Genomic DNA, 24,354 nt, shown 5'->3' with positions numbered 1-24,354 from the left:
GCCGTGGTCACCGGGATGGGGGTAGTGCCGGCTACGGGCTGCCGGCAGGGGCGGACGCCTCATGCTGCGCGTGCGTGCGGCGACGCTCAGTACCGCCAGCGTACCCATTGCTGGTACAGCACATAGACCAGCCCGGTCGCGCCGGTCAGCAGCGCGGGGGCAAGCAGGGCATCGTACTGCCAGCGCAGGAACAGCCACGCACCCATCACGCCACCGGCCAGGAAGCCGCTGATGATCAGTCCGCTGAGCGTCAGCCGCCGCACCTGCAGCGGCAGCCCGCGCAACAGATGGCCCAGGCCGATGCCAAGATCGGTGAACATGCCGCTGAGGTGGGTGGTCCGTATCACCGCGCCGCTGAAGGTGGTGGCCATCGCGTTCTGCAACCCGCAGGCCATCGCTGCCGACAACGCGCCCCAGATCTGCTGCTGCTTGAACAAGGGAATGGCGGCCAGCAACAGCGCCGATTCCAGTGCCAGAGCGACGCCATAGCGCCGGCCGAGCTGCAGTGCGCTGTCCTGGATCAGCAGCCCGCTGAGCATCGCACCCAGCGAAAAAGCGATCAGCAGGCCCCACAGGTGCCCGACCGCGCGCCAGTCGCCCTGCGCCAGTGCCATGCCGAGCTGGCTGGTACTACCGGTCATGTGGCTGACGGCCTGATGCTCGAAGCCCAGAAACCCGACCACGTTGACCATGCCGGCCACGCACGACAGCGCTACGGCACCGATCCAGACCCAGGTGGGAAGGCGTATGCCCATCGGCGCGACCCTCAGGGACCGCCGAGACCGCCGTTGAACTGCAGCTCGCTGAACGCACCGGTGGCCGGGTCGAACACCGCGCCCCAGAACTGCTTGCCACCATCGCAGACGCGGATGGCCTCGCGCGCCGGCTTGATGCCGCTGTCGTCAGGCAGGCGGAACGCATTGATGTAGATCAGGCGCTTGCCGGCGCTTTCGATGCCGACGTACTGGCGGTCGAAGTCCAGTACGTCGGGCACCTGCGCCTGCAGCGAAGGCAGTGCGGCTTCCAGCTGGTCCACCTGTTGCCGGCTGGGGGCCCAGTAGCCGGTGACGCGGCCGGCATCCCGGCCCGGGCTGTGCCGCGAGCAGGTGTCGAGCACCTGCGCGGCGACGATCGGCCGGGTGACCACCCACGACTGGCCGGTGCGTTCGGCGGTCGGCACGCTGGCCGGCCCGCGGGTGGTGGTGCAGGCACCAAGGACGGCTGCGAGGGTGATCGCAGCCGTCGGCAGCAGCAGGCGGGCAGAACGGTTCACAGCACCTCCGAAGCGTAATCGGCCAGCCGCGAGCGTTCGCCACGGCGCAGGGTGATGTGCGCACTGTGCGGCCAGTTCTTGAAGCGGTCCACCGCGTAAGTCAGGCCGGATGTCGTCTCGGTCAGGTACGGGGTGTCGATCTGCTCGACGTTGCCCAGGCAGACGATCTTGGTGCCGGGACCGGCACGGGTGATCAGCGTCTTCATCTGCTTAGGGGTGAGGTTCTGCGCCTCGTCCAGGATCAGATAGCGCGACAGGAAGGTGCGGCCGCGCATGAAGTTCATCGAGCGGATCTTGATGCGGCTGGCCAGCAGATCGTTGGTTGCCTGGCGTCCCCAGGTTCCGCCTTCCTGGTTGTGCGTGAGCACTTCCAGGTTGTCGGTCAGCGCGCCCATCCACGGTGTCATCTTCTCTTCCTCGGTGCCCGGCAGGAAGCCGATGTCCTCGCCGACGCTGACGGTGGCCCGGGTCATGATGATCTCGCGGTAGCGCTGCTGGTCCATCGTCTGTGCCAGCCCCGCGGCCAGTGCCAGCAGGGTCTTGCCGGTGCCGGCGGTGCCGAGCAGGGTGACGAAGTCGATCTCCGGATCCATCAGTGCATTGAGCGCGAAGTTCTGTTCGCGGTTGCGCGCGCTGATGCCCCACACGGCATGGCTGCCGTGGCGGAAATCATCAACCAGCGACAGCACCACCTTGCCATCGCCGACCACGCGGCTGACGCGAAGCTCCACCTCGTCCTCGCCCGGCAGGTAGACGTACTGGTTCGGGTACCATTCCTCGTCGTCCCTGGCCAGGATCTCGTAATGGGTGCGGCCCTTGTCGCTCCAGCTGCGCAGGTCGTCGCCATGGAGCTTCCAGAAATCCTCCGGCAGCTCGGTGGCGCCGGTGTAGAGCAGGCTGAAATCGTCCAGTGCGCGGTCGTTTTCGTAATCTTCCGAAACGATGCCGGCGATGGCCGCCTTGATCCGCAGGTTGATGTCCTTGGAGACGAACACCACCGGGATCTCCGGGGTCTGCTCCTTCAGCGCCAGGATGGCACCGAGGATGGCATTGTCCGGGATGACCTTGCCGAAGCTCTTGCCGGCGTCGAAATGACTGGTCTGGAAACGCAGCTTGCCGGCGCTGTGCTTGCCACGCAGCTGCAGGCCCTGTGGGCGCTGCAGCGGAATGCCGTCAGCCAGATTGTCCAGGCCGGAGGCCTGCACCAGCTCGTTGAGGAAACGGCTCACCTGGCGGGCGTTGCGGCTTGCCTCGGACGTGCCCTTCTTGCCGTTGTCCAGCTCCTCGATCACCTGCATCGGCAGGTAGACGTCATGCTCCTCGAATTTGAACAGCGCGGTCGGATCGTGCATCAGCACGTTGGTATCCAGCACGTAGATGCGCTTGCCTCGGGTCATCGTCGATTCCTGGTTACGGACAGGGAAAAACCACCACGACCTGCGGGGCAGGGTGATGGCGGACAAAGTGGGCGATGGGAATCACTTGGATTGGGCGGCCTTCAGTTCGGCAAGCACGGCGTCGGCATGGCCGGCGACCTTGACCTTGCGCCAGGACTGCGCGATGCGGCTGTCGGGAGAAATCAGGAAGGTGCTGCGCTCGATGCCACGTACCTGCTTGCCGTACATGTTCTTCATCCGGATCACATCGAAGGCGTTGCACAGCGCTTCGTCGCCATCGCTGACCAGCGGGAACGCGAAGCCCTGTTTGGCACAGAAGTTGTCGTGTGATTTCACCGAGTCACGGGAGACGCCGAGTACGGTGGCGCCTGCCTTGCGGAACTCCGGCAGCAGCGCGTTGAAGTCGATGCCTTCGGTGGTGCACCCCGGGGTGCTGTCCTTGGGGTAGAAGTACAGCACCAGCCATTGGCCCGCGAGGTCGCCGAGGGTGGTGTGTTCGCCGCCTGACAGGGCCAGCGGGAGCGAGAGGGTGGTGCGGTCCAGGGTATCGCCGTTGTTCATGAGGTCCTTGGTTCCGGAGCCTGGGGTATTTCTACGACAGTTGCATGAAACGCCGCGCGCCCGTGACGAACGCGCGAAAAATCAGAACTTCATCGGATCCATGATCGCGTCCAGGTTCAGGTGGTCGCAGAATTCGAGGAAATCATCGCGCAGGGCGGCGATGTGCATGTTGGCCGGCACGCCGATGGTGACCTGCGCGCTGAACATTTCCGCACCGGTCTGCATGGCGCGATAGCGCGTGCTCTGCAGGGTCTCGATGGTGATGCCCTGGCGGTCGAAGAAGTCGGCCAGCTGGAACAGGATGCCCGGCTTGTCAGCGGCGATCACTTCAACGATGTACGGCAGCAGATTGGACTGGGCCTGCTTGGCCTCGGTGCGGTACCAGACCAGTTTCAGGCCTTCCTCGCGCTCGAGCCGGGTCAGCATCGCTTCCAGCTTGGCGACCGAGTCCCACGACCCGGTGGCCAGCGCGGTGACCGATACGTCGCGGCCAACCGTGGCCAGGCGCGCGTCCACCAGATTGCAGCCGCTGTCGGCAATGCGTCGGGTGACGGACAGCAGTGGGGACTCCGGATGCGTCGTATAGGCGTTGATCAGGAGGTGGTTTTCGCTCGGCGCGGGGCGCGGGGTGGTGTCGGTCAAGGCGATTCCGGGTAATGCATGCGTGAGTCTGAATGCCCGCCAGAGGCGGGGATCCACCGGAGTGCAGCATACTTGCCCGTGCTTTCGCGCCGCAAGTAACATTCAAGTCGCCCCCGCCCTTTCGTGGCGGGCGTTTTCCCTTCCCAGCCAAGAGCAGCACGTCCTTGTCCCTTTCCGGCCTCATCACCGCGCTGGCGACCCCGTTCCGGGCCGACGGTGCCCTCGATCCCGACGGTTGGCAGCGCCTGCTGCATCTGCAACTGGAAGGTGGCGTCCATGGCGTTGTCGTCGCCGGCTCGACCGGCGAAGCGGCGACGCTGTCCGATGCCGAGTACGACCAACTGCTGGCCAGTGCCGTCGAACGCATCGGCGGACGCATCCCGGTCCTGGCCGGTACCGGCCTGTCCGGCACCGCCAAGACCATCGAACAGACCCGTCGCGCTGCCGCGCAGGGTGCCAGTCACGCTCTGGTGGTGACGCCGCCTTACGTGCGTCCGACACAGGCCGGGCTGATCGCGCACTACCGGGCCGTGGCCGACCACGGCGGGTTGCCCGTGGTGCTGTACAACGTACCGGGGCGCACCGGATGCGACATGCTGCCGGAGACCGTGGCCGAGCTGGCGGATCATCCCAACATTGTCGGCATCAAGGAGGCCGTCGGCGACATCGGGCGCGTGAAGGCCCTGCTGGCGCTGCGCAGTTCCAGCTTCGCCGTGCTCAGTGGCGACGACGGCACGGCTGCGCGCTCGATCCAGGCCGGTATCGACGGGCTGATCTCGGTCGGCTCCAACGCGCTGCCTGGTGCGTACCGCCGGATGTGCGAGCTGGCTGCCGCCCACGACCATGACGCCACCGCATCCTGGGACGCGCGCCTGCAGCCGTACCACGATTTCTGCGGTATCGAATCCAACCCGATTCCGGTCAAGGCGCTGCTGCGCCGCATCGGCATCGGCCACGACCTGCGCCTGCCGCTGCTGCCACTGTCGGCAGCGCATCATCCGGCAGCCGATCATCTGGCCGGCGACATCGCCGCGCTTGAAGCCCTTTCCAGCCACTGACCTTCCGTCTTGGTCTGATCCAGGAGATCCACATGCGTCAATCCGTTTCCGCCGTCCGCGTGCTGTCCTTCGCGCTCATCGCCCTCACCACGGCCGTGACCACCACCGGCTGCTTCAAGCGCGGTGCCAAGGGCGACTACGCCCTGACCCCGGAGATGCGTCCGCTGGAAGTGCCGCCGGACCTGAACCTGCCGTCCGCGTCGGGCGAGAACCAGGTACCGAGGCTGGCCTCGACCACCGCCCCGGCTGCTGTGGCCGCTCCGGCTGCCCCGGCCGTGGGCAATACCGGTTTCACCATTCCGGGCAGCAAGGACGAGGCGTTCGCCAAGGTCGGCACCGCGCTGGAAGGCGTGCAGGGCGTGACCATCGCCAGCCGCGCCCAGCTGCTGGGCTCCTACGACGTGGCCTATGAAGGCAGTAACTTCCTGGTGCGCGTGGTGGCCGTCGATGCCGGCGCTTATGTCTCTGCGGTCGATCCGCGTGGTCTGCCGGCGACCGCCGAGGCCCCGGTGAAGCTGATTGCCGCACTGAAGGCCGCGCTGGCGAAGTAAGGAACCGCCGGCAGCTGCGGACCGGGCCACGCGCCCGGGTTCGGCCGGGCAGTGTCTGGCATTGCCGGAACAGGAAAAGGGCGCCCATGGCGCCCTTTTTTCATGGCGGCGGGTGCTGGCGCCTCAGCGCTCGAGCAGCTTCAGTTTGTCCGGTTTGCCATCCCACTCACCGGCGTCCGCCGGCGGGTCCTTGCGCACAGTCAGTACCGGCCAGGCCTTGGCCAGTTCGGCATTGAGGGCGACGAAGCCCTCCTGTCCGGCGGGGACATCGTCCTCGGGGAAGATCGCGTTGACCGGGCACTCCGGCTCGCAGAGGGTGCAGTCGATGCACTCATCCGGGTCGATCACCAGGAAGTTCGGGCCTTCGTGGAAGCAATCCACGGGGCACACTTCCACGCAATCGGTGTGCTTGCACTTGATGCAGTTTTCGGTGACGACAAAGGGCATGGGCTTGGGGGTGGATCGATTCCTGAACCCGCCAATTCTAGAACAGGTTGCCCCCCGGTGTCGGCGCGGGCCTGAAAAGGGGGATCTGCCGGGCTCGAGGGCACGGCCCATTGGCGATGGGGCGGCGCCTGTGCGAGGCTGCGCGCTGCTGGCTGCTGTGGCAGCCGGACTGTCCTCCCTCCTGGAATGCCCATGTCCCCAGCTCAGCCTGCCGCCGCCGATGGTGGAGAGAACACCGCGTTCATCGTCCTGATCAGCTGCGTGGCCACCTTGGGAGGCTTCCTGTTCGGATTCGACAGTGGCGTAATCAACGGCACGGTTGATGGCCTGCGGCAGGCCTTCAACTCCAGCGAGGCGGCCCTGGGCTTCGAGGTTGCCTCGATGCTGCTGGGCTGCGCGATCGGCGCGTTTCTCGCCGGCTGGCTGGGCGACCGCCTGGGCCGACGCGGCGTGCTGATCGTGGCGGCGGTGCTGTTCCTGCTGTCGGCGCTGGGTGCGGGCGCCGCGCACGCCTCCTGGCTGTTCGTGACCGCTCGCGTGCTGGGCGGCTTCGCCGTCGGTGCGGCCAGCGTGATGTCGCCGGCCTACATCGCCGAGGTCGCTTCCGCACGCTACCGGGGCCGCCTGGCGACGGTGCAGCAGATGGCGATCATCTGCGGCCTGTTCGCCGCTTTCCTCAGCAACTACCTGCTGGCCCGTGCGGCAGGCACCTCCACCGAGCCCCTGTGGTTCGGGCAGGAGGCCTGGCGCTGGATGTTCTGGATGCAGGCGCTGCCGTCGGCGCTGTTCCTGTTGCTGCTGCTGGTGATTCCGGAAAGCCCGCGCTTCCTGGTGGTGAAGGGGCGCCAGGCGCAGGCCAGGGCGGTTCTGTCGCGGCTGTACGGCGACGCCGCGGCGGCCGCCAAACAGGCGGAGATCGAGGCCAGCCTGGACCAGGACCAGCACAAGCCGCGCTTCGGCGACCTGCTGGACAAGGGCACCGGCAGGCTTCGCCCGATCATCTGGGTGGGCATCGGCCTGGCGATGTTCCAGCAGCTGGTCGGCATCAACGTGGTGTTCTACTACGGCGCGGTCCTGTGGCAGGCCGTCGGCTTCTCGGAAAGCGATGCGCTGCTGATCAACGTTCTTTCCGGTGCGCTGAGCATCGGCGCCTGCCTGTTGACGGTGATGCTGATCGATCGGATCGGGCGCAAGCCGCTGTTGTGGGTCGGTTCGGTCGGCATGTCGGTTGCCCTGGTGCTGATGGTGGTGGCATTCGCCAGCGGCAGCCTGGTCGAAGGGCGCCTGCACCTGTCCGATGGCATGGGCCGCCTGGCGCTGGTGGCGGCCAACGTCTATGTGGTGTTCTTCAACATGTCCTGGGGCCCGGTGATGTGGGTCATGCTGGGCGAGATGTTCCCGAACCAGATCCGCGGCCCTGCGCTCGCGGTGGCCGGTGCGGCGCAGTGGACGTCGAACTTCGCCATCACCGTGACCTTCCCGCTGCTGCTGGCGGGTATCGGCCTGGCCGGTGCCTATGGCATCTACACGGTTGCAGCGATCCTCTCGATCTTCTTCGTCGTCCGCTACGTCCGCGAGACCAAGGGCAAGGAGCTGGAGCAGATGGAAGGCTGATGGCGCCGCCCTGGTTTCCAGCGCCTTCCTGTTCCGTGGCGGCGGCAGGCCAGCCGCTCCAGGACAGGCAGGGGCGGCTCGCCCCCGAGGCGACCCGCTCGACGCAACAGGCAAACCCCGGGAAACAGAAAAGCCCGCACGAGGCGGGCTTTTTCGGTTCCTGCTGTGGCGACTGGCGCTCCCTAGGGGACTCGAACCCCTGTTTTAGCCTTGAGAGGGCCACGTCCTAACCACTAGACGAAGGGAGCGTATATGTGTCGCTGCCGAGGCAGGAGCGCTAGTATATGCACCTCGATGCCATTGGGCAATCCCGAAACTTCAACCGGAAGCGCCAACATCATTTCTCCTGCTCCATCACCGTTCAGCCTGCGCGTCATCCCGCGCGACCAGCACACCATTTCCCGCAAGGACATCAGCCCGAACGCCCTGCGCGTGCTTTATCGCCTGCGCGATGCCGGCTTCGGCGCCTACCTTGTCGGCGGCGCGGTGCGCGACCTGCTGGTCAATGGCCAACCCAAGGATTTCGACGTGGCCACCGATGCCACGCCCGAACAGGTCAAACAGCTGTTCCGCAACTGCCGCCTGATCGGCCGCCGATTCCGCCTCGCCCATGTGGTGTTCGGCCGCGAGATCATCGAAGTCGCCACCTTCCGCGCCAACGTCGATGACGGCAGCGGCGACCGCGAAATGGAAAACGGCATGCTCGTGCGCGACAACGTGTACGGCAGCATCGAAGACGACGCGGTGCGCCGCGACTTCACCTGCAATGCCCTGTACTACGCGATCGAGGATTTCTCGGTGCGCGACTACGTCGGCGGTTTCGAAGACGTCCAGGCGCGCCTGATGAAGCTGATCGGCGACCCCGAACAGCGCTATCGCGAGGACCCGGTGCGCATGCTGCGCGCGGTGCGCCTGGCGGCCAAGCTCGGCTTCCAGATCGAAGAGGGCACCGCCGCGCCGATCCCGCACCTGGCAGGCCTGCTGAACGAAGCCGCGCCCGCGCGGCTGTTCGAGGAAGTGCTGAAGCTGTTCCTGTCCGGCCACGGTGTTGCCAGTTTCGAAGGCCTGGAGCGCTACGGCCTGCTCGACGTCCTGTTCCCTGAAAGTGGCAGGGCGCTGAAGGCGAACCGCACCGGTGCACTGCGCCGCATGCTGGTCGAGGGCCTGGCCAATACCGATGCACGCGTTGCCAACGATGAGCCTGTCTCGCCCGCGTTCCTGTTCGCGCTGCTGCTGTGGCCGGCGTTCTGCCGGGCGCAGGCCACCCTGCTCAAGCAGGGCGTGGCGCCGGAAGAAGCGCAGCGTCGTGCTGCCGACCGCGTGACGGTGCAGCAGCTGAGCACCATCGCGCTGCCGCGCCGTTTCTCGCTGCCGATGCAGGAGATCTGGCTGTTGCAGTCGCGTTTCGGCTCGCGCCAGCGCAAGCGCGTGTTCCGCACGCTCACCCACCCGCGCTTCCGTGCAGCGTTCGATTTCCTGACGCTGCGCCAGGTCGCGTCGGCCGAACACGAGGCAGATGTGGCGTTCTGGCGTGAGGCGCAGGTGCAACCGGGGCGCGAGCTGGAATCCGCGCTGGATGCGATGCATGCCGAACCGGGCGACGAGGATGAGGGCGCACCGCGCAAGCGCCGGCGCCGCCGTCGGCGCTCCGGTGCCACGGCCGGCAGCGCTGGCGAGTAAGCCATGACGCTGGCCTGGATCGGCCTGGGCGCCAATCTTGGCGACGCGGCCGCGACCGTCCGTGCGGCGATTGCCGCACTGGACGCGCTTCCTGACACGCGGCGCTGCCAGGCGTCGCGCCTGTATGCCACGCCGGCCTGGGGCAACGAGGATCAGCCGCCGTTCGTCAACGCGGTGGCGTCGGTGGAAACGCGCCTGCCGGCCTCCGGATTGCTGCGGGCGATGCTGGAGCTGGAGCAGCATTTCGGTCGCGTGCGCGATCCAGCCGTGCACTGGGGACCGCGGGCACTGGATCTGGACCTGCTGCTGTATGGCGCGCAGGTACTGGATGAGCCGGGTCTGCAGGTGCCGCATCCCTACCTGCACGAGCGTGCCTTCGTGTTGGTGCCGCTGGCCGAGATCGCGCCGGATCTGGCCATTCCCGGCCATGGTCGCGTGCGGGATGCAGTGATGCGGGTGGATGCCTGCGGGATTGCGCCGATAGGGTGATAATGCCCGGGTTATCTCCCCCGGTTATCAGCACATGAGCACCCACGCAGACAGCAAGCCCTGGACCGTTCCCGCCTTGGCCGAGGCCAAGCGGAATGGCCAGAAGCTGGTCATGTTGACCGCCTACGACGCTGGCTTCGCCCGCACCTTCGACGCCAACGGCGTCGACCTGATCCTGATCGGTGATTCGCTGGGCATGGTCGTGCAGGGGCACGATTCCACCCTGCCGGTGACCGTGGCCGACATGGTCTATCACACCCGCGCCGTGGCCCGCGTGCTGCAGCGCGCGCTGCTGGTTGCCGATCTGCCGTTCGGTGCCGATGCAACCCCGGAACGCGCGCTCGATGCGTCGCTGCAGCTGCTGCAGGCAGGCGCGGAGATGGTCAAGATCGAGGGGGCCGGCTTCAAGGTCGATATCGTCCGTTACCTGGTCGAACGCGAGATTCCGGTCTGCTCGCATCTGGGCCTGACCCCGCAGTCGGTCCTGCGCCTGGGCGGGTTCAAGATCCAGGGCCGTGGCGATGCGGCCCGGCAGCTGGTGGAGGACGCCAGGGCCGTGGCCGACGCGGGCGCCAGCATCATCGTGCTGGAATGCGTGCCGACCCCGGTCGCGGCCGAGGTCACCGCTGCAGTGCCGGTGCCCACCATCGGCATCGGTGCCGGTCCGCAGTGCGATGGCCAGGTGCTGGTCCTGCATGACTTCCTGGGCCTGGACAGCGGCCATCGCCGACCGAAATTCGTCAAGGATTTCCTTGCCGAAGGGGGCTCGGTGGCCGGAGCCACCCGCGCCTACGCCGACGCCGTGCGTGACGGCAGCTTCCCCGACGAACAGCACGCTTACGCCCAATGATCCAGACCTTCAATGAGCTCGGCGCGTTGCGCGGGCAGATCGCCCAGTGGAAGCGCGAAGGCCTGCGCGTCGCGCTGGTGCCGACCATGGGCAACCTGCACGGTGGCCATCACGCGCTGGTGAGCCTGGCCCGCCAGTACGCCGACAGGGTGGTGGCCAGCATCTTCGTCAATCCGACCCAGTTCGGGCCCAACGAGGATTTCAGCCGGTATCCGCGCACGCCCGAGGCCGACGTCGCGGGGCTGGAGCAGGTCGGCTGCGATGCGGTGTGGCTGCCGAGCGTCGAGGCGATGTATCCGCTGGGCGTGGACAAGACCACGCGCATGCACGCGCCCGGCATCAGCGAGGTGCTGGAAGGTGCCAGCCGTCCGGGCCATTTCGATGGCGTCTGCACGGTGGTCGCCCGCCTGTTCCTGCAGGTGCAGCCGGACGTGGCTGTGTTCGGCCGCAAGGACTACCAGCAACTGGCGGTGATCCGCCAGATGGTGGCCGAGCTGTCGTTCCCGGTCCAGATCGTCGGTGCGGAGATCGTCCGTGATGACGATGGGCTGGCCAAGAGTTCGCGCAACCAGTATCTGAGCCCGGAACAGCGCCCCGTCGCGACGACCCTTCATCGGACCCTGCTGGCCATGCGCGAAGGCTATGTGGCAGGCCAGCCGCGCGAGCGCATCGAGGCCGATGCCACCGCCGCGCTGCAGGCGGCTGGTTTCCAGGTCGACTACGCCGTGCTGCGCACGCCCGAGCTGGCCGAGCCGGCATTCGAGGGTGGCGGCCGGGTGGCGCTGATCGCCGCGCGGCTGGGCACGACCCGGCTGATCGACAACCTGGAGTTCTGAGTTCCGCTGTGATGGTGGCGCCGGGCCATGCCCGGCGCTACCTGAACGGTTTGCCGGTCGTGATGCCCCGCGTTGTGCGGGTGCTAGAATCCACGCTTTCCTCTGCGTTGTACCGTGCCATGCACCTGTCCCTGCTCAAGACCAAGATCCACCGCGCCACCGTCACCCACTCCGAGCTGAACTACGAAGGCTCGATCGCCATCGATGACAACCTGCTGGCTGCCACCGGTATCCGCGAGTTCGAGCAGGTCCACATCTGGGACGTGACCAACGGTGCGCGCTTCTCGACCTATGCGATCCGCGCCGAAGCCGGAAGCGGCATCGTCTCGCTCAATGGTGGCGCCGCGCGCCACGTGCAGGTCGGCGACATCATCATCATCGCCGCCTTCGCCAGCATGACCGAGCAGGAAGCGGACAGCTTCAAGCCGAAGCTGGTGTACGTGGATGGCAGCAACCAGATCACCCACACCAACGACACGATCCCGACCCAGGCCGCATGACAACGAACAACGGATTCGACTCGCTGCATTCCCACGCCCAGCGCCTGAAGGGCGCAAGCATCCCCAGCCTGCTCGCCACCGAACCTGGCCGTGTGCAGGAGCTGGCGCTGCGGGTCGGTCCGTTGTACGTGAACTTTGCCCGGCAGAAGTACGACGCCGCGGCGCTGCAGGCGCTGCTGGCGCTGGCAGCAGAACGCGATGTCGGGGGCGCCATCAACCGCCTGATGCGCGGCGAGCAGGTCAACCTGACCGAAGGCCGCGCGGCGCTGCACACGGCGCTGCGTGGTGACGTGGTCGACGCGCCGGTGGCCGCCGATGCCCATGCCACTGCACGCGAAATCCGTCAGCGCATGGGAGTCCTCGTGCGTGCGCTGGAAGACAGCGGCGTGACCGACGTGGTGAGCGTCGGCATCGGGGGATCCGATCTTGGCCCGCGGCTGGTCGCCGATGCGCTGCGCCCGGTCAGCGGCGCGCGCCTGCGCGTGCATTTCGTATCGAACGTGGACGGCGCGGCCATGCAGCGCACGCTGGCCACGCTTGACCCGGCGCGCACCGCCGGCATCCTGATCTCCAAGACCTTCGGCACCCAGGAAACCCTGCTCAACGGCCAGATCCTGCACGACTGGCTGGGTGGCAGTGAACGCCTGTATGCCGTCAGCGCCAATCCCGAGCGCGCAGCGAAGGCCTTCGCCATCGCCGCAGAGCGCGTGCTGCCGATGTGGGACTGGGTCGGTGGCCGTTACTCGCTGTGGTCGGCGGTCGGCTTCCCGATTGCGCTGGCGATCGGCTTCGAGCGTTTCGAACAGCTGCTGGAGGGTGCGGCGCAGATGGACGCGCACGCACTGGATGCACCGCTGGAGCGCAATCTGCCGGTGCTGCATGGCCTGACCGACATCTGGAACCGCAACCTGCTGGGCTGCGCCACCCATGCGGTGATGACCTACGACCAGCGCCTGGCGTTGCTGCCGGCCTACCTGCAGCAGCTGGTGATGGAAAGCCTGGGCAAGCGCGTGCAGCGTGATGGCCAGCCGGTGACCACCGATACCGTGCCGGTGTGGTGGGGCGGTGCGGGCACCGATGTGCAGCACAGCTTCTTCCAGGCGCTGCACCAGGGCACCAGCATCGTCCCGGCTGACTTCATCGGCTGTGTGCACAACGACGATCCCTATACCGTCAATCATCAGGCGCTGCTGGCCAACCTGCTGGCGCAGACCGAAGCGCTGGCCAACGGTCAGGGCAGCGACGATCCGCACCGCGACTACCCGGGCGGTCGTCCGAGTACGCTGATCCTGCTCGATGCACTGACGCCGCAGGCGCTGGGTGCGCTGATCGCCATGTACGAGCACGCGGTGTACGTGCAGTCGGTGATCTGGAACATCAACGCCTTCGACCAGTTCGGGGTCGAGCTGGGCAAGCAGCTGGCCAACCAGTTGCTGCCGGCATTGCAGGGCGAGGGCGTGGCGATCGCCGACCCGATGACCCGCGAGATCCTGGCGCAGCTGAAGGGCTGAGCCAGGTCGGGGATGTGTCGCCGGGCATTGGCCCGGCGTGTCGGGCTCAACGGCTCGGATCGCGTTCCGGGCTTGGCCGCTTGGCCAGTTTGCGCTGCAGCGACCGTCGGTGCATGCCGAGCAGGCGGGCGGCAGCGGACACGTTGCCGCCCGTCTCGTGCATCGCCTGCTGGATGTGTTCCCACTGCAGGCGACTGATCGGCGTCATCGCGTCGGGGACTTCCATCTCGCCGTCGTCGGCCGGGCCGTCGTCCTCTTCGCCCAGCGCGCGCAGGATCATCGGTACCGTTGCCGGCTTGGGCAGATAATCGTCTGCGCCCAGCTTGATGGCTTCCACGGCTGTGGCGATGCTGGCATAACCGGTGACCAGCAGGATCCGCATGTCCGCACGCAGGGCACGCAGGGGCTGGATCAGGGCCAGGCCGGAATCACTGCCGAGCTTGAGGTCGATCAGCGCGAAGGCCGGTGGATGCTGGCGGGCCAGCATCAGCGCAGTGGCCGCGTCCTGCGCGGTCTGCGTTTCGAGTCCCTTGCGCGCCAGGCTGCGCTGCAGGGTACGCAGGTACAGCTCGTCGTCGTCGACCAGCAGGCCCTGGGTGGAGTGGTGCAGGCTCATGGGGTGTCCTCGCGTGGGGCCAGCGGCAGGCGGAAGCCGACGCGACTGCCGGCCCCCTGGGCCGGGCGCATCCACATCTCGCCGTCGAGGCGTTCGATGGTGGCATGGGACAGGGCCAGGCCGACGCCCATGCCCTCGCTCTTGCTGCTGCCGAACAGCGTGCCCGGCAGCACGGCGGCACGGGCATCGAAGCCGTGGCCGTAGTCGCGGACTTCGCCGATCAGGTCGTCGCCGTCGATGCGCAGGCTCAGGTCCACGCGCGGGCGCCCGGCCTGCTCTCCGGCATCGGCCGCGTTGTTGAGCAGGACCATCAGCAGGTGGCCCACGCCGGGGTCCAGCGGCAGCCGCAGCGGCGCATCGTCGTTGCGGTGCAGGTCGATGGTCGGCCGCACCAGCCGCCATTGTTCCAGCACCTGCTGGGCGCTGGAGCGGCTGCGTCCGGGCATGTCGGCCGATGCCGGCGCGGCCAGTGCCAGCACCCGTTCGCGGCACTGCACGAGCAGTTCGCGCAGGGTTTCCATGTCCTCGCGTACTTCCGGCTCCTCGCTGCGCTCGGCAACGTCGTCGGCCAGCAGGGTCATGGTCGCCAGCGGCGTGTTCAGTTCATGCGCCACCGAGGCGGCGTGGGTGGCCAGGGCGACAATGCCCTCGTTGCGGGCGAAGCGTTCACGCAGTGCCGAGAGCTCCAGTTCCCGTTGCCGCAGGGCCAGGGCCAGGCGCGTGGAGAACGTCAGCACGACGGTGGCGGAGATCAGGAAATTGGCGACCACGCCCCAGCGGTTCAGGTCCTGCGCACGGAAGTAGCCGTCCGGCAGCGGCTGGCCGAACAGTCCGCTGGCGGCGTAGCCGAGCAGGCAGGCCAGGGCCACCGCCAACGCCCAGCGCAGGGGCAGGGCGAAGGCGGCCAACGCAATCAGGATCAGGAACAGGGAGCTGAATGGATTGGCCATGCCGCCGCTCCAGCTGATCATCCAGGTCAGGATGATCACGTCCACCAGGATGTGGCCGAAGGCTGTCAGTGGCGCGGTATCGGCCCCTTCCGGCCGCAGCTGGGTGTAGACATTGAACAGCGCGAGCACGGCGACGCCGGCCCACAGCGGCAGTGGCGGCAGCGGCAGGCCCAGCACCCAGGTGGCGACCAGGATGGTGGCGGCCTGGCCGGCCACGGCCAGCCATCGCAGGCTGCACAGGGTGCGGAGAAACGGGGCGTCGGGACCGGTCATTCGCGCCCATCGTATGCGTTCGCGGGCGGGTGTGCCTGCGACAATCGGCCGCAGCCGTGCCAGCGGCTGAATGCGAGTCACCCGGAAACCGGAGGCGGGCGCTAGAATGCCCGCATGCACGACGCCGTTACCCGCCCGACCCCGCCTTCCGAGCCCACCGCCTGGTCCCGTCGCCAGACCCACGCCGTCCAGATCGGCGGAGTCACCGTCGGCGGCGGCAGGCCGGTGGTGGTGCAGTCGATGACGAATACCGACACCTCCGACGTGGCCTCCAGCGTGAAGCAGGTCGCCGAGCTCTGGCGCGCCGGTTCGGAAATGGTGCGCTTGACCGTCAACACCGTCGAGGCCGCGGCCGCGATCCCGCGCATCGTCGACAAGCTGGCGATGATGGGCATCGACGTGCCGCTGATCGGTGATTTCCACTACAACGGCCATCAGTTGCTGACCGCCGAACCGGCGTGTGCCGAAGCACTGGCCAAGTACCGCATCAATCCGGGCAATGTGGGCTTCGGCAAGAAGAAGGACCTGCAGTTCGCGCAGTTGATCGAGTTCGCCATCCGCTACAACAAGCCGGTGCGCATCGGCGCCAACTGGGGCTCGCTGGACCAGGCGCTGGCGGCCAGGCTGATGGATGAGAACAACGAGCGCGAGCAGCCCTGGGACGCCGGACGTGTCCTGCGCGAGGCACTGATCCGGTCAGCGCTGGATTCGGCCGAACAGGCCGTGGAGCTGGGCCTGCCGCGCGACCGCATCGTGCTGTCGGCCAAGGTCAGTGGCGTGCAGGAGCTGATCGCGGTCTACCGTGACCTGGCACAGCGTTCGGAGTTCGCGCTGCATCTGGGCCTGACCGAAGCCGGCATCGGCAGCAAGGGCATCGTTGCGTCGGCAGCGGCGCTGAGCGTGCTGCTGCAGGAAGGTATCGGCGACACCATCCGCATCTCGCTGACGCCCGAGCCGGGCCAGTCGCGGACGCAGGAAGTGATCGTCGCCCAGGAGCTGCTGCAGACCACCGGCCAGCGCGCGTTCACGCCGCTGGTGACAGCCTGCCCGGGATGCGGCCGCACCACCTCCGAGTTCTTCCAGGAGCTGGCCAAGGTGGTGCAGAACCACGTGCGCGAGAAGATGCCGCTGTGGAAAGTGCAGCACCCGGGGGCGGAAAACATGACCCTGGCGGTGATGGGCTGCGTGGTCAACGGCCCGGGAGAATCGCGGCACGCCAACATCGGCATCTCGCTGCCGGGAACCGGGGAGGCGCCGTCGGCGCCGGTGTTCGTCGATGGCGAGAAGAAGGTGACCCTGCGTGGCGAGAACATCGCCCAGGAATTCGTCGCCCTGATCGACGACTACGTCGAACGAACCTATGTCCGAAGCGCAGGATAAGCCCGCGATCCTTGCCGCGCCGGAGCCGGCCTCCGGCTTCCGTCACTGGATGGCGCGCAATGCGTGGCGCCTGGTCCTGCTGTTCGCCGGCGTGCTGTTGCCGCTGGCCGGCTTCGTCGCGCTGGCCGACGAGGTGCATGAGTTTGAATCGTTCCATTTCGACGCGCCGCTGCTGTGGCAGATGCACGGCCTGCATTCGCCGTGGCTGGACCGGTTCTTCGTGCTGCTGTCCCGGCTGGGTTACGAGTGGTTCCTGATTCCCGCCGATGTGCTGATCGTCGCGGCACTGCTGGGCTACCGCCGCTGGCGCGAGGCCACCTTCGTGGCCGTCAGTTTCCTCGGATCGGCACTGTTGAACATGGGCAGCAAGCGGTTCTTCCAGCGGGACCGCCCCAGCCTGTGGGAGTCCATCGCACCGGAATCGACGTTCAGTTTCCCCAGCGGCCACGCCATGGGGTCGATGACCCTGGCGGCAACCCTGGTACTTCTGGCCTGGAATACCCGCTGGCGCTGGCCGGTGCTGGTGCTGGCCCCTGCGTTCAGCTTGCTGGTCAGCGTGTCCCGGGTCTATCTCGGGGTCCATTACCCGTCGGATATCCTGGCCGGATGGTGTGCAGCACTGGTTTGGGTGGTAGGGTGCTACCTGGTCATGTTCAGTCGTCGGCATCCTTGGCGACGCCGCGATTCGCCGCCATCGACGGCCAGCGAAGCATCAACACAGGGGGAGTGACGTGGATGGCTCTTCGCGGGCGTCTACGTGATAGATGAGCTGTTTCGTTGCAGTGGGTTCTGCAAGACAGGGGGTAAGCACAATGCGTGAGACTGTGATCAACCCGGCACTCTTGCCCGGTATGCACTTCGACCGCGCTTGCGAGGGTTCGGCACCCTGCCTAGCTTGACCCGCAATGGCCGCATTCGAAGAGGTACGTGAATGACGATTCGAGTCTACCTGGTGGACGACCACGCACTGGTCCGCACCGGGATGAAGATGATCCTGTCGGGTGAGACCGACATCGAGGTGGTGGGCGAGGCCGAGACCGGCGAGGACGCGCTGCGCGAGATCCGCCAGCTGCAGCCGGACGTGGTGCTGTGCGACCTGCACCTGCCGGGTGTCAGCGGCATGGAAGTGACCGAGCGCATCGTGCGCGGCCATCGCAGCACGCGCGTGGTGATCGTGTCCGTCCTGGAGGATGGCCCGCTGCCGAAGCGGCTGCTGGAAGCCGGCGCGGCCGGGTACATCGGCAAGGGCTGCGACGCCCAGGAACTGCTGCGCGCGGTGCGCGACGTGGCAGGCGGGCGCCGCTACCTGGGCACCAGCATCGCGCAGAATCTGGCGCTGTCGACGGTGGAGGGGAATGGTTCGCCGTTCGACACCCTGTCTCCGCGCGAGCTGGAAGTGGCGCTGCTGCTGACCCAGGGATTGCGCCAGGAAGACATCGCGCGCCGCCTCAGCCTCAGCGCCAAGACCGTCAACACGCACAAGGCGCGCCTGTTCGAGAAGATGGGTATCCACGACAACATCGCGCTGGCGCGCATGGCCAGCCAGTACGGGCTGGTGGATCCGGCACGGCCGCTGTGAGGGTTTCAGCCAACGGCTGAGTTGCATCGCGCGCCCGGAATCTGTCTTCCAGTTCCGGCCCGCGGTCGCGGGGCCAAGCGTCGGCCCCGCGCTCACCCATCGGGCGCTCAGGTGCCGCGCACGCGCTTGACGATGGCCGCCGCCTGCGCGGCACTGGCGCGCACCTTGTCCCAGTCGCCATCCGCAATCCAGTTGCCGGGCACCATCCATGAGCCACCGATGCAGACGACGTTCTTCTGCTCGAGGTACTCGGCGGCGGTATTTTCCGTGATGCCGCCGGTCGGGCACAGCTTCAGATCGGCAATTGGACCGGCCACGCCCTTGATCATCGCCAGGCCGCCGACCGCAGTGGCCGGGAACAGCTTGCACACCCGGAATCCGCGCGCATGCAGCGACAGCAGCTCGGTCGGCGTCGCCGCACCGGGCACCACCGGCAGCGGTGCAGCGGCCAGCGCATCGGCCAGCGCGGGCGGCGTACCCGGGGTCACCAGGAAGTCCGCGCCGGCATCAATCGACTGCTGCATCTGCTCAACGGTCAGCACCGTACCGGCACCCACCACCACGTCCGGCAGTTCGCGCTTGAGCATGGCCAACGCCTCCATCGCCACCGGCGTGCGCAACGTCAGCTCGATCGCCGGCAGACCGCCTTCCAGCAGCGCCGCACTCACCGCACGGGCCTGGTCCAGCGTATGAATCGTCACCACCGGCAGGATGCCCGCCGCATGCAACAGCTCCGCCGCCTTCAGCTGATGTTGTTCGATACCCATAGCTCTGCTTCTGCCTTTGCTTCCGAATTTGATTTTCAGTGATCACTTCGCGGCGTTGATGCGCCCGAAAGTGTGACGCCGCCACCAGCACACTCACCGCCGCAACACACCCGCAGCGCTGTTCAACCCTCAGGCGTCCTTCGCCTCATGCGGCGCTGCCGCAGCCGCCGCATCGTGTCCCAGTTCGTACTCGGCGTCGTAATCCCACGGCCCGCCATCGGCCGCTGCCGGCCCGCACGAAATCGAAATGGCCCCCTGATCGGCCGGCCCGACCACACGACGGTTGATCGCGAACAGGTTGCGGCCCAGATCATTGGCCGTGGGTGCGGTGTTCGGGGCCTGAGTGCGTGCGGCCCATTCGGCAGCGTCCACCAGGACCTCCAGCGTGCCTGCCTCGCCGTCCAGGCGGATGATGTCGCCTTCGCGGACTTTCGCCAGCGGACCACCACGCGCGGCTTCCGGCGTGACATGGATCGCCGCCGGGATCTTGCCCGACGCCCCGGACAGCCGGCCATCGGTGACCAGCGCAACGCGTCGGCCCTGGTTCTGCAGAAGGCCCAGCAGCGGCGCCAGCGAATGCAGCTCCGGCATGCCGTTCGCGCGCGGGCCCTGGTAGCGCACCACCGCCACGAAATCCTGGGGAAGCAGCCCGGCAGCATGCAGCTTGTTGAGCACCTGGGGCGCATCAACGACAACGGCCGGTGCTTCGATCGAGCGGTATTGCGGCTTCACCGCCGACAATTTGATCAACGACCGGCCCAGGTTGCCGCGCAGCAGGCGCAGGCCACCCTGGCTCTCGAACGGAGCGTCGACGCCGCGCACCACCTCCTCGTCGGCACTGCGCTCCAGCCCGGGCAGATAGACCAGGGTGCCGTCACGCAGCTGCGGTTCGCGGGCGTAATCGGCCATGCCGCCGCGCGCCACACTGACCAGGTCGCCGTGCATCAGCCCGGCCCTGATCAGTTCGCCGAACACGAAAGCCGGGCCGCCGGCCGCCGCGAAGCGGTTCACGTCGGCTTCGCCGTTCGGATAGACGCGGGCCAGCAGGGGAATCAGCTGCGACAGCTCGTCGAAGTCGTCCCAGGTCAGCACGATGCCGGCGGCACGTGCGACCGCGATCCAGTGGATGGTGTGGTTGGTCGAGCCGCCGGTGGCCATCAGGGCGATGACGGCGTTGATGATCGCGCGCTCGTCGATGATCCGGCCGAGCGGACGGAAATCCTCGCCCAGCGCGGTGATCTCCAGCGCACGCTCGGTGGCCTCGCGGGTGAGCGCATCGCGCAGCGCAGTGCCCGGGTTGACGAAGGATGCGCCTGGCAGCTGCACGCCCATCGCTTCCAGCAGTACCTGGTTGGAGTTGGCGGTACCGTAGAAGGTGCAGGTGCCTGCGCCATGGTAGGAGGCCGACTCGGCCTCCAGCAGTTCTTCGCGGGTGGCTTCGCCGGCCGCATAGCGTTCGCGCACCTCGGCCTTCTGCTTGTTCGGAATGCCCGGCGTCATCGGGCCGGCCGGAATGAACACCGCCGGCAGGTGGCCGAACGCGAGCGCGCCGATCAGCAGGCCGGGCACGATCTTGTCGCACACGCCAAGGTAGACCGTGGTATCGAACATGTCATGGCTGAGGCCGATCGCGGTGGCCTGCGCGATCACATCGCGCGAGAACAGCGACAGTTCCATGCCGCCGCGGCCCTGGGTGACGCCGTCGCACATCGCCGGCACACCGCCGGCCACCTGTGCGGTGGCGCCCAGTTCACGGGCGATCCCGCGGATCTGCTCCGGATAGGTCTCGAACGGCTGGTGGGCCGACAACATGTCGTTATAGGCGGTGATGATGCCCAGGTTCGGCGTCACCCCGCCGCGCAGGCGGCTCTTGTCAGTGCCGCCGCAGGCAGCGAAACCATGGGCGAGATTGCCGCAGCTCAGGCGGCTGCGGAAGGGGCCTTCGCGCAGGGCGGCGTCGACAGCGGCCAGGTAGGCCGCGCGCGAGGCAGCGCTGCGACGGATGACGCGGTCGGTGATGGCTTGCAGTTGCGGATGGAGGCTCATTGGCTACCGGCGTTCGAGGTGGCGAGAGGTGGGCGGCGGCGATATGCCGCCACCGACATCAATCTGCCCAGTGGACGCGCAGGCGCGCGCCTTCCAGGTGGATTGCGTTGAGGATCGGGTACTGCTGGGCATTGTTGCTGTCCAGCGCCTGCCGCAGCACCTGCAGCTTCTGCTTGCCGCGCAGCAGCAGCAGGCGCTGGCGGCACTGGCGCAGGCCGTGCGGGGTCAGCGTGATCCGCAGCGGCCACTGGTTGGCGCCCGGGCAGCCGGTCGCATCCAGTGCGGCATAGGGCAGGGGGCTTTCCAGCGCGCGGGCCAGGTCCTTCGAGCCGGGGAACAACGAGGCCGTGTGGCCATCATTGCCCATGCCGAGCGCGACCAGGCTGGGCGGCTGGCTGTGCTGTGCCTGCAGATTGGCGGTGTACACGCATTCCGGAAGCGGCTTGCCGATGCGCACCAGCGGGTCGAAATGTGCACCTTCGGCGCGCTTGAGCAGGTGCTCGCGTACCAGCCAGGCATTGCTGTCGCGATCCTGCGGCGACAGCCAGCGCTCATCGGCCAGGCTCACTTCCACGCGGTCCCAGTGCACTTCCATTTCTGCCAGCGCCTGGTACACCGGCGCCGGCGTGGTGCCACCGGACAGCAGGATGCGTGCGCGGCCGACTTCGTTGATGTCACGGTTGATGGTCTGTGCCATTTCGGTGGCCACCGCTTCGATCCAGCCATCGGCATCGCCGTGACTGACGAAATCGATGCGGTCGTCCTGGAAGACAGGGCTCATGCGGCAACTCCCGGAGCGTCACGTTCGGCATCGGCTGCATAGGCGGCAGCGCCCAGCAGGCCGGGGCAGGGGTGCATGATCGCCAGCGAAGGCACCCGCGCCATGATCGAGGAGAACCGGCCCTTGTGCTCGAAGCGCTGGCGGAAGCCGGAGTGCTGCAGCGAATCCAGCATTTTGGGCACCAGGCCGCCGGTCAGGAACACGCCATCCCAGGCACCCTGGATCAGCACCAGGTCGCCGGCGATGGCGCCGAACACTGCGCAGAACACATCCACGGTGCGCATCGCCTGCGGATCGCCGAGCGCGGCACGGGCGGTGACGTCGGCCGGCTGCAGATGGCCCGGATCGACACCAGCCATCTCACAGACCGCACGATGGATGTTGACCAGGCCGGGACCGCAGATGAGACGCTCGTTGGACACGCGGCCGAACTGCTCGGACAGGATCTCCAGGATCCGCACTTCTTCCGGCGTGCCCGGCGGGAAGCTGACGTGACCGCCTTCGGTTTCCAGCGGGTAGCTGCGGCCGTGGCGCACCACCAGGCCACCGACGCCGAGGCCCGTGCCGGGGCCGATCACTCCGTAGTTGCGTGGCTGGCCCGGCGCGGCCGGCGTCCAGTGCGCACCGCCGATCTGCACCACGTCCTGCGGTTGCAGCAGGGCGACGGCCATCGCCTGTGCGGCGAAGTCGTTGATCAGGTGCAGCTCGTCGAAGCCGAGCATCGCTGCGGTGCGGCTGCGCGAGATCACCCACGGATGGTTGGTGATGCGTGCCTCGTCGCCATCGACGCGGCCGGCCACCGCAAACACGCCGCGGCGCGCGCTGGCCCCGGCCTGCTCAAGGTAGTGGCGGGCGGCATCGCCCAGCGACGGGAACTCGGCGACCGCGAACTCGCGGATGCTGTCCTTCTGCAGGGGCGCATCCAGCGAAGTGTCGGCCAGTGCGAAGCGGGCATTGGTGCCGCCGATGTCGGCGACCAGAACCGGCTGCGAGCTGCCACTCATGCCGAGGCTCCGGTGTCCGGCGCATCCACGCCCTGTGGCAGGAAGCCGGTGGCATCGGCCGGACCCCACTGGCCTGCAGGGTAAGGCTGGAGCGGCAGGCCGGCTGCCTTCCAGGCATCGGCGACGCTGTCGATCCACGCCCAGGCGGCGCGCACTTCGTCGTCGCGCACGAACAGCGCATGGTTGCCGTTGAAGGCGTCCAGGAACAGGCGCTCGTAAGCGATGCGGCGGTGCAGTCCCGTCGGCACCGACAGCTCCAGTTCCAGCGGATGCAGTTCCAGCGCGCCCCATTCCGGACCGGCCAGGCTGCTCATCAGGCCCAGCTCGATGTTTTCCTGCGGCTGCAGCTGGAACACCAGGCGATTGGGTGCGGCCTGCGCGCGCTGCGGGCGCTCGAACAGCCAATGGGTGACCGGCTTGAGGGTCACCACCACGCGGGTGGTGCGCTCGGGCAGGCGCTTGCCGGTGACCAGATGGAAGGGAACGCCGGACCAGCGCCAGTTGTCGATGTGCGCGGTGACGCCGGCAAAGGTTTCCACGTCGCTGCCTTCCGGCGGCTGGTAGGCCTGTGCCGGCTGGCCGTTGATGGTGCCGGCGGTATAGCGGCCGCGCACGCTGTCGCGGGCCGCATGCTGGGCGTCGAGGGGGCGCAGGGCGCGCAGCACCTTGACCTTCTCGTCGCGGATGCGGTCGGCTTCGAGCGACGCCGGCGGTTCCATCGCCACCAGGCACAGCAGCTGCAGGATATGGCTCTGCACCATGTCACGCAGGGCGCCGGACCGCGCGTAGTACGCATCGCGGCCGTCCACGCCTTCGCTCTCTGCGACCAGGATGTGCACCGACTCGATGTAGTTGCGGTTCCACACCGCCTCCAGCAGGGTGTTGCCGAAGCGCAGGGCGATCAGGTTCTGCACCGCAGCCTTGCCCAGATAGTGATCCAGGCGGAACACGCGGTCTTCGTCGATCCACTGGCCGATGGTGCTGATGATCTCTTCGGCACTTTCGCTGTCGCTGCCGATCGGTTTCTCCAGCATCAGCCGGGCCGGTGCGGCAAGGGCGCCCCCCTTGGCCAGGCCTTCGCAGGTGGAGATGTACAGGCCCGGCGGAATGGCCAGGTAGCTCACGCACCGGCGGTCCACCAGGTCGGAGACGGCGGCGGCGACCGAGTCGACATCGCGCAGGTCCACCGAACGGTAGTCGATGCGGCGCAGCAGCGCGGCGATGTCGTCCTGCGAGGCCATCGGCATGGCCTGCTGCAGGCGCGGGCGCAGGATGTCATGGAAGGCCGCGGTGTCATGGCCGGACAGGGCCAGCGCACGGATGCGGAAATCCTCCGGCAGCAGACCATCGCCAAGCAGGCGCAGCAGCGAAGGGAACAGGTAGCGCTGGGCCAGATCACCTGTGGCACCGAACAGGAAGAGGGTGTCGTGCATCGCTCGAGTTTCAGATCCGGGTGACATCGTTGTCAATCGCTTCATGGCTGGGTTCGGGGGACATCCGCGCAACTGCCTGTCCGAGGTTCGCGGAACGCGATCTGCAGGGGATACCA

The 24,354-nt window shown here is 67.5% G+C and carries 25 protein-coding genes and 1 tRNA gene; 12 read left to right on the top strand and 14 right to left on the bottom strand.

Features of this window, described 5'->3' with window-relative positions:
• Positions 1 to 86: 86 nt before the first annotated feature.
• From ACVOJ1_RS02395 to ACVOJ1_RS02375, 5 genes are all read right to left on the bottom strand, one after another.
• Positions 87 to 755, bottom strand: a complete 669-nt coding sequence (locus tag ACVOJ1_RS02395; RefSeq protein ID WP_053517265.1) for a YoaK family protein — start codon at positions 753 to 755, stop codon at positions 87 to 89.
• 11 nt (positions 756 to 766) lie between these two features.
• Positions 767 to 1,273 carry a hypothetical protein gene (locus ACVOJ1_RS02390; protein WP_053517266.1) on the bottom strand — a complete coding sequence of 169 codons (507 nt, stop codon included), beginning with the start codon at positions 1,271 to 1,273 and terminating at the stop codon, positions 767 to 769.
• Positions 1,270 to 2,670: a PhoH family protein gene (locus ACVOJ1_RS02385; RefSeq protein ID WP_053517267.1), complete on the bottom strand. Its 1,401-nt coding sequence runs from the start codon at positions 2,668 to 2,670 to the stop codon at positions 1,270 to 1,272. Before ACVOJ1_RS02385 ends, ACVOJ1_RS02390 begins: the two co-directional genes overlap by 4 nt.
• Positions 2,671 to 2,751: 81 nt before the next feature.
• Entirely contained in the window at positions 2,752 to 3,231 is a 480-nt protein-coding gene (locus ACVOJ1_RS02380; RefSeq protein WP_065174941.1) for a peroxiredoxin, read from the bottom strand.
• Positions 3,232 to 3,312: 81 nt separating this feature from the next.
• Positions 3,313 to 3,873, bottom strand: a complete 561-nt coding sequence (locus ACVOJ1_RS02375) for a glycine cleavage system transcriptional repressor (RefSeq protein ID WP_025879444.1) — start codon at positions 3,871 to 3,873, stop codon at positions 3,313 to 3,315.
• A 164-nt stretch (positions 3,874 to 4,037) separates the two neighbouring features.
• Between ACVOJ1_RS02375 and dapA the strand changes: the two genes are divergently transcribed.
• Positions 4,038 to 4,931: a 4-hydroxy-tetrahydrodipicolinate synthase gene (dapA, locus tag ACVOJ1_RS02370; protein ID WP_111185428.1), complete on the top strand. Its 894-nt coding sequence runs from the start codon at positions 4,038 to 4,040 to the stop codon at positions 4,929 to 4,931.
• A 32-nt stretch (positions 4,932 to 4,963) separates the two neighbouring features.
• Positions 4,964 to 5,482, top strand: a complete 519-nt coding sequence (locus ACVOJ1_RS02365) for a hypothetical protein (RefSeq protein ID WP_346479941.1) — start codon at positions 4,964 to 4,966, stop codon at positions 5,480 to 5,482.
• Between the two features lie 123 nt (positions 5,483 to 5,605).
• On the opposite strand, the gene fdxA is transcribed toward ACVOJ1_RS02365, so the two are convergent.
• On the bottom strand, positions 5,606 to 5,929 hold the full coding sequence (gene fdxA, locus ACVOJ1_RS02360; protein WP_049411316.1) for a ferredoxin FdxA: 324 nt from the start codon (positions 5,927 to 5,929) through the stop codon (positions 5,606 to 5,608).
• Between the two features lie 192 nt (positions 5,930 to 6,121).
• Between fdxA and ACVOJ1_RS02355 the strand changes: the two genes are divergently transcribed.
• Positions 6,122 to 7,543, top strand: coding sequence for a sugar porter family MFS transporter (locus ACVOJ1_RS02355; protein ID WP_053517272.1), 1,422 nt, complete (start codon positions 6,122 to 6,124; stop codon positions 7,541 to 7,543).
• Between the two features lie 173 nt (positions 7,544 to 7,716).
• Here ACVOJ1_RS02355 and ACVOJ1_RS02350 read toward each other — a convergent pair.
• Positions 7,717 to 7,791: transfer RNA gene (locus ACVOJ1_RS02350), tRNA-Glu, on the bottom strand.
• Between the two features lie 52 nt (positions 7,792 to 7,843).
• Between ACVOJ1_RS02350 and pcnB the strand changes: the two genes are divergently transcribed.
• From pcnB to pgi, 6 genes are all read left to right on the top strand, one after another.
• On the top strand, positions 7,844 to 9,223 hold the full coding sequence (pcnB, locus tag ACVOJ1_RS02345) for a polynucleotide adenylyltransferase PcnB (RefSeq protein WP_053517274.1): 1,380 nt from the start codon (positions 7,844 to 7,846) through the stop codon (positions 9,221 to 9,223).
• Positions 9,224 to 9,226: 3 nt separating this feature from the next.
• Positions 9,227 to 9,712, top strand: coding sequence for a 2-amino-4-hydroxy-6-hydroxymethyldihydropteridine diphosphokinase (gene folK, locus ACVOJ1_RS02340; protein ID WP_346479940.1), 486 nt, complete (start codon positions 9,227 to 9,229; stop codon positions 9,710 to 9,712).
• 34 nt (positions 9,713 to 9,746) lie between these two features.
• Positions 9,747 to 10,562: a 3-methyl-2-oxobutanoate hydroxymethyltransferase gene (gene panB, locus ACVOJ1_RS02335; RefSeq protein WP_053517276.1), complete on the top strand. Its 816-nt coding sequence runs from the start codon at positions 9,747 to 9,749 to the stop codon at positions 10,560 to 10,562.
• The gene (gene panC / locus ACVOJ1_RS02330; protein ID WP_074901264.1) at positions 10,559 to 11,398 is read left to right on the top strand and encodes a pantoate--beta-alanine ligase; all 840 of its coding nucleotides are present in this window, start codon (positions 10,559 to 10,561) and stop codon (positions 11,396 to 11,398) included. The genes panB and panC overlap by 4 nt, the downstream gene beginning before the upstream one ends.
• Positions 11,399 to 11,517: 119 nt before the next feature.
• Positions 11,518 to 11,898: an aspartate 1-decarboxylase gene (panD, locus tag ACVOJ1_RS02325; protein WP_053517331.1), complete on the top strand. Its 381-nt coding sequence runs from the start codon at positions 11,518 to 11,520 to the stop codon at positions 11,896 to 11,898.
• The gene (pgi, locus tag ACVOJ1_RS02320; RefSeq protein ID WP_197571622.1) at positions 11,895 to 13,409 is read left to right on the top strand and encodes a glucose-6-phosphate isomerase; all 1,515 of its coding nucleotides are present in this window, start codon (positions 11,895 to 11,897) and stop codon (positions 13,407 to 13,409) included. The genes panD and pgi overlap by 4 nt, the downstream gene beginning before the upstream one ends.
• A gap of 46 nt (positions 13,410 to 13,455) precedes the next feature.
• Here pgi and ACVOJ1_RS02315 read toward each other — a convergent pair whose 3' ends face one another.
• Together ACVOJ1_RS02315 and ACVOJ1_RS02310 are read right to left on the bottom strand one after the other, a co-directional pair.
• Entirely contained in the window at positions 13,456 to 14,025 is a 570-nt protein-coding gene (locus ACVOJ1_RS02315; RefSeq protein ID WP_053517280.1) for a response regulator transcription factor, read from the bottom strand.
• Complete coding sequence (locus ACVOJ1_RS02310; protein WP_065174948.1) at positions 14,022 to 15,248, bottom strand: ATP-binding protein; 1,227 nt, start codon at positions 15,246 to 15,248, stop codon at positions 14,022 to 14,024. Before ACVOJ1_RS02310 ends, ACVOJ1_RS02315 begins: the two co-directional genes overlap by 4 nt.
• Positions 15,249 to 15,362: 114 nt before the next feature.
• On the opposite strand from ACVOJ1_RS02310, the gene ispG reads away from it, so the two are divergent.
• From ispG to ACVOJ1_RS02295, 3 genes are all read left to right on the top strand, one after another.
• The gene (gene ispG / locus ACVOJ1_RS02305; protein WP_053517283.1) at positions 15,363 to 16,628 is read left to right on the top strand and encodes a flavodoxin-dependent (E)-4-hydroxy-3-methylbut-2-enyl-diphosphate synthase; all 1,266 of its coding nucleotides are present in this window, start codon (positions 15,363 to 15,365) and stop codon (positions 16,626 to 16,628) included.
• Positions 16,609 to 17,358: a phosphatase PAP2 family protein gene (locus ACVOJ1_RS02300; RefSeq protein WP_053517284.1), complete on the top strand. Its 750-nt coding sequence runs from the start codon at positions 16,609 to 16,611 to the stop codon at positions 17,356 to 17,358. Before ispG ends, ACVOJ1_RS02300 begins: the two co-directional genes overlap by 20 nt.
• Before the next feature lie 201 nt (positions 17,359 to 17,559).
• The gene (locus ACVOJ1_RS02295) at positions 17,560 to 18,207 is read left to right on the top strand and encodes a response regulator (protein WP_065174949.1); all 648 of its coding nucleotides are present in this window, start codon (positions 17,560 to 17,562) and stop codon (positions 18,205 to 18,207) included.
• Positions 18,208 to 18,314: 107 nt separating this feature from the next.
• Here ACVOJ1_RS02295 and eda read toward each other — a convergent pair whose 3' ends face one another.
• From eda to zwf, 5 genes are all read right to left on the bottom strand, one after another.
• Entirely contained in the window at positions 18,315 to 18,974 is a 660-nt protein-coding gene (eda, locus tag ACVOJ1_RS02290; protein WP_065181278.1) for a bifunctional 4-hydroxy-2-oxoglutarate aldolase/2-dehydro-3-deoxy-phosphogluconate aldolase, read from the bottom strand.
• Between the two features lie 129 nt (positions 18,975 to 19,103).
• The gene (gene edd, locus ACVOJ1_RS02285; RefSeq protein ID WP_346479939.1) at positions 19,104 to 21,020 is read right to left on the bottom strand and encodes a phosphogluconate dehydratase; all 1,917 of its coding nucleotides are present in this window, start codon (positions 21,018 to 21,020) and stop codon (positions 19,104 to 19,106) included.
• Between the two features lie 58 nt (positions 21,021 to 21,078).
• Positions 21,079 to 21,801 carry a 6-phosphogluconolactonase gene (pgl, locus tag ACVOJ1_RS02280; RefSeq protein ID WP_053517289.1) on the bottom strand — a complete coding sequence of 241 codons (723 nt, stop codon included), beginning with the start codon at positions 21,799 to 21,801 and terminating at the stop codon, positions 21,079 to 21,081.
• Positions 21,798 to 22,805: a glucokinase gene (gene glk, locus ACVOJ1_RS02275; RefSeq protein WP_053517290.1), complete on the bottom strand. Its 1,008-nt coding sequence runs from the start codon at positions 22,803 to 22,805 to the stop codon at positions 21,798 to 21,800. The genes pgl and glk overlap by 4 nt, the downstream gene beginning before the upstream one ends.
• Positions 22,802 to 24,238, bottom strand: a complete 1,437-nt coding sequence (zwf, locus tag ACVOJ1_RS02270; RefSeq protein ID WP_346479938.1) for a glucose-6-phosphate dehydrogenase — start codon at positions 24,236 to 24,238, stop codon at positions 22,802 to 22,804. Before zwf ends, glk begins: the two co-directional genes overlap by 4 nt.
• Positions 24,239 to 24,354: the final 116 nt, after the last annotated feature.

Source organism: Stenotrophomonas sp. STEN225, assembly GCF_056756445.1.
Note: the sequence above shows the minus strand (reverse complement) of the source record. Positions and strands in the feature narration are given on the sequence as shown.

Excerpts from the sequence above, each read along its gene's own strand:
- ACVOJ1_RS02395 (WP_053517265.1), bottom strand. The coding sequence starts at position 755 with ATGGGCATACGCCTTCCCACCTGGGTCTGGATCGGTGCCGTAGCGCTG.
- ACVOJ1_RS02385 (WP_053517267.1), bottom strand. The coding sequence starts at position 2,670 with ATGACCCGAGGCAAGCGCATCTACGTGCTGGATACCAACGTGCTGATG.
- ACVOJ1_RS02380 (WP_065174941.1), bottom strand. The coding sequence starts at position 3,231 with ATGAACAACGGCGATACCCTGGACCGCACCACCCTCTCGCTCCCGCTG.
- ACVOJ1_RS02365 (WP_346479941.1), top strand. The coding sequence starts at position 4,964 with ATGCGTCAATCCGTTTCCGCCGTCCGCGTGCTGTCCTTCGCGCTCATC.
- fdxA (WP_049411316.1), bottom strand. The coding sequence starts at position 5,929 with ATGCCCTTTGTCGTCACCGAAAACTGCATCAAGTGCAAGCACACCGAT.
- ACVOJ1_RS02355 (WP_053517272.1), top strand. The coding sequence starts at position 6,122 with ATGTCCCCAGCTCAGCCTGCCGCCGCCGATGGTGGAGAGAACACCGCG.
- folK (WP_346479940.1), top strand. The coding sequence starts at position 9,227 with ATGACGCTGGCCTGGATCGGCCTGGGCGCCAATCTTGGCGACGCGGCC.
- panB (WP_053517276.1), top strand. The coding sequence starts at position 9,747 with ATGAGCACCCACGCAGACAGCAAGCCCTGGACCGTTCCCGCCTTGGCC.
- panC (WP_074901264.1), top strand. The coding sequence starts at position 10,559 with ATGATCCAGACCTTCAATGAGCTCGGCGCGTTGCGCGGGCAGATCGCC.
- panD (WP_053517331.1), top strand. The coding sequence starts at position 11,518 with ATGCACCTGTCCCTGCTCAAGACCAAGATCCACCGCGCCACCGTCACC.
- pgi (WP_197571622.1), top strand. The coding sequence starts at position 11,895 with ATGACAACGAACAACGGATTCGACTCGCTGCATTCCCACGCCCAGCGC.
- ACVOJ1_RS02315 (WP_053517280.1), bottom strand. The coding sequence starts at position 14,025 with ATGAGCCTGCACCACTCCACCCAGGGCCTGCTGGTCGACGACGACGAG.
- ACVOJ1_RS02310 (WP_065174948.1), bottom strand. The coding sequence starts at position 15,248 with ATGACCGGTCCCGACGCCCCGTTTCTCCGCACCCTGTGCAGCCTGCGA.
- ispG (WP_053517283.1), top strand. The coding sequence starts at position 15,363 with ATGCACGACGCCGTTACCCGCCCGACCCCGCCTTCCGAGCCCACCGCC.
- ACVOJ1_RS02300 (WP_053517284.1), top strand. The coding sequence starts at position 16,609 with ATGTCCGAAGCGCAGGATAAGCCCGCGATCCTTGCCGCGCCGGAGCCG.
- ACVOJ1_RS02295 (WP_065174949.1), top strand. The coding sequence starts at position 17,560 with ATGACGATTCGAGTCTACCTGGTGGACGACCACGCACTGGTCCGCACC.
- eda (WP_065181278.1), bottom strand. The coding sequence starts at position 18,974 with ATGGGTATCGAACAACATCAGCTGAAGGCGGCGGAGCTGTTGCATGCG.
- edd (WP_346479939.1), bottom strand. The coding sequence starts at position 21,020 with ATGAGCCTCCATCCGCAACTGCAAGCCATCACCGACCGCGTCATCCGT.
- pgl (WP_053517289.1), bottom strand. The coding sequence starts at position 21,801 with ATGAGCCCTGTCTTCCAGGACGACCGCATCGATTTCGTCAGTCACGGC.
- glk (WP_053517290.1), bottom strand. The coding sequence starts at position 22,805 with ATGAGTGGCAGCTCGCAGCCGGTTCTGGTCGCCGACATCGGCGGCACC.
- zwf (WP_346479938.1), bottom strand. The coding sequence starts at position 24,238 with ATGCACGACACCCTCTTCCTGTTCGGTGCCACAGGTGATCTGGCCCAG.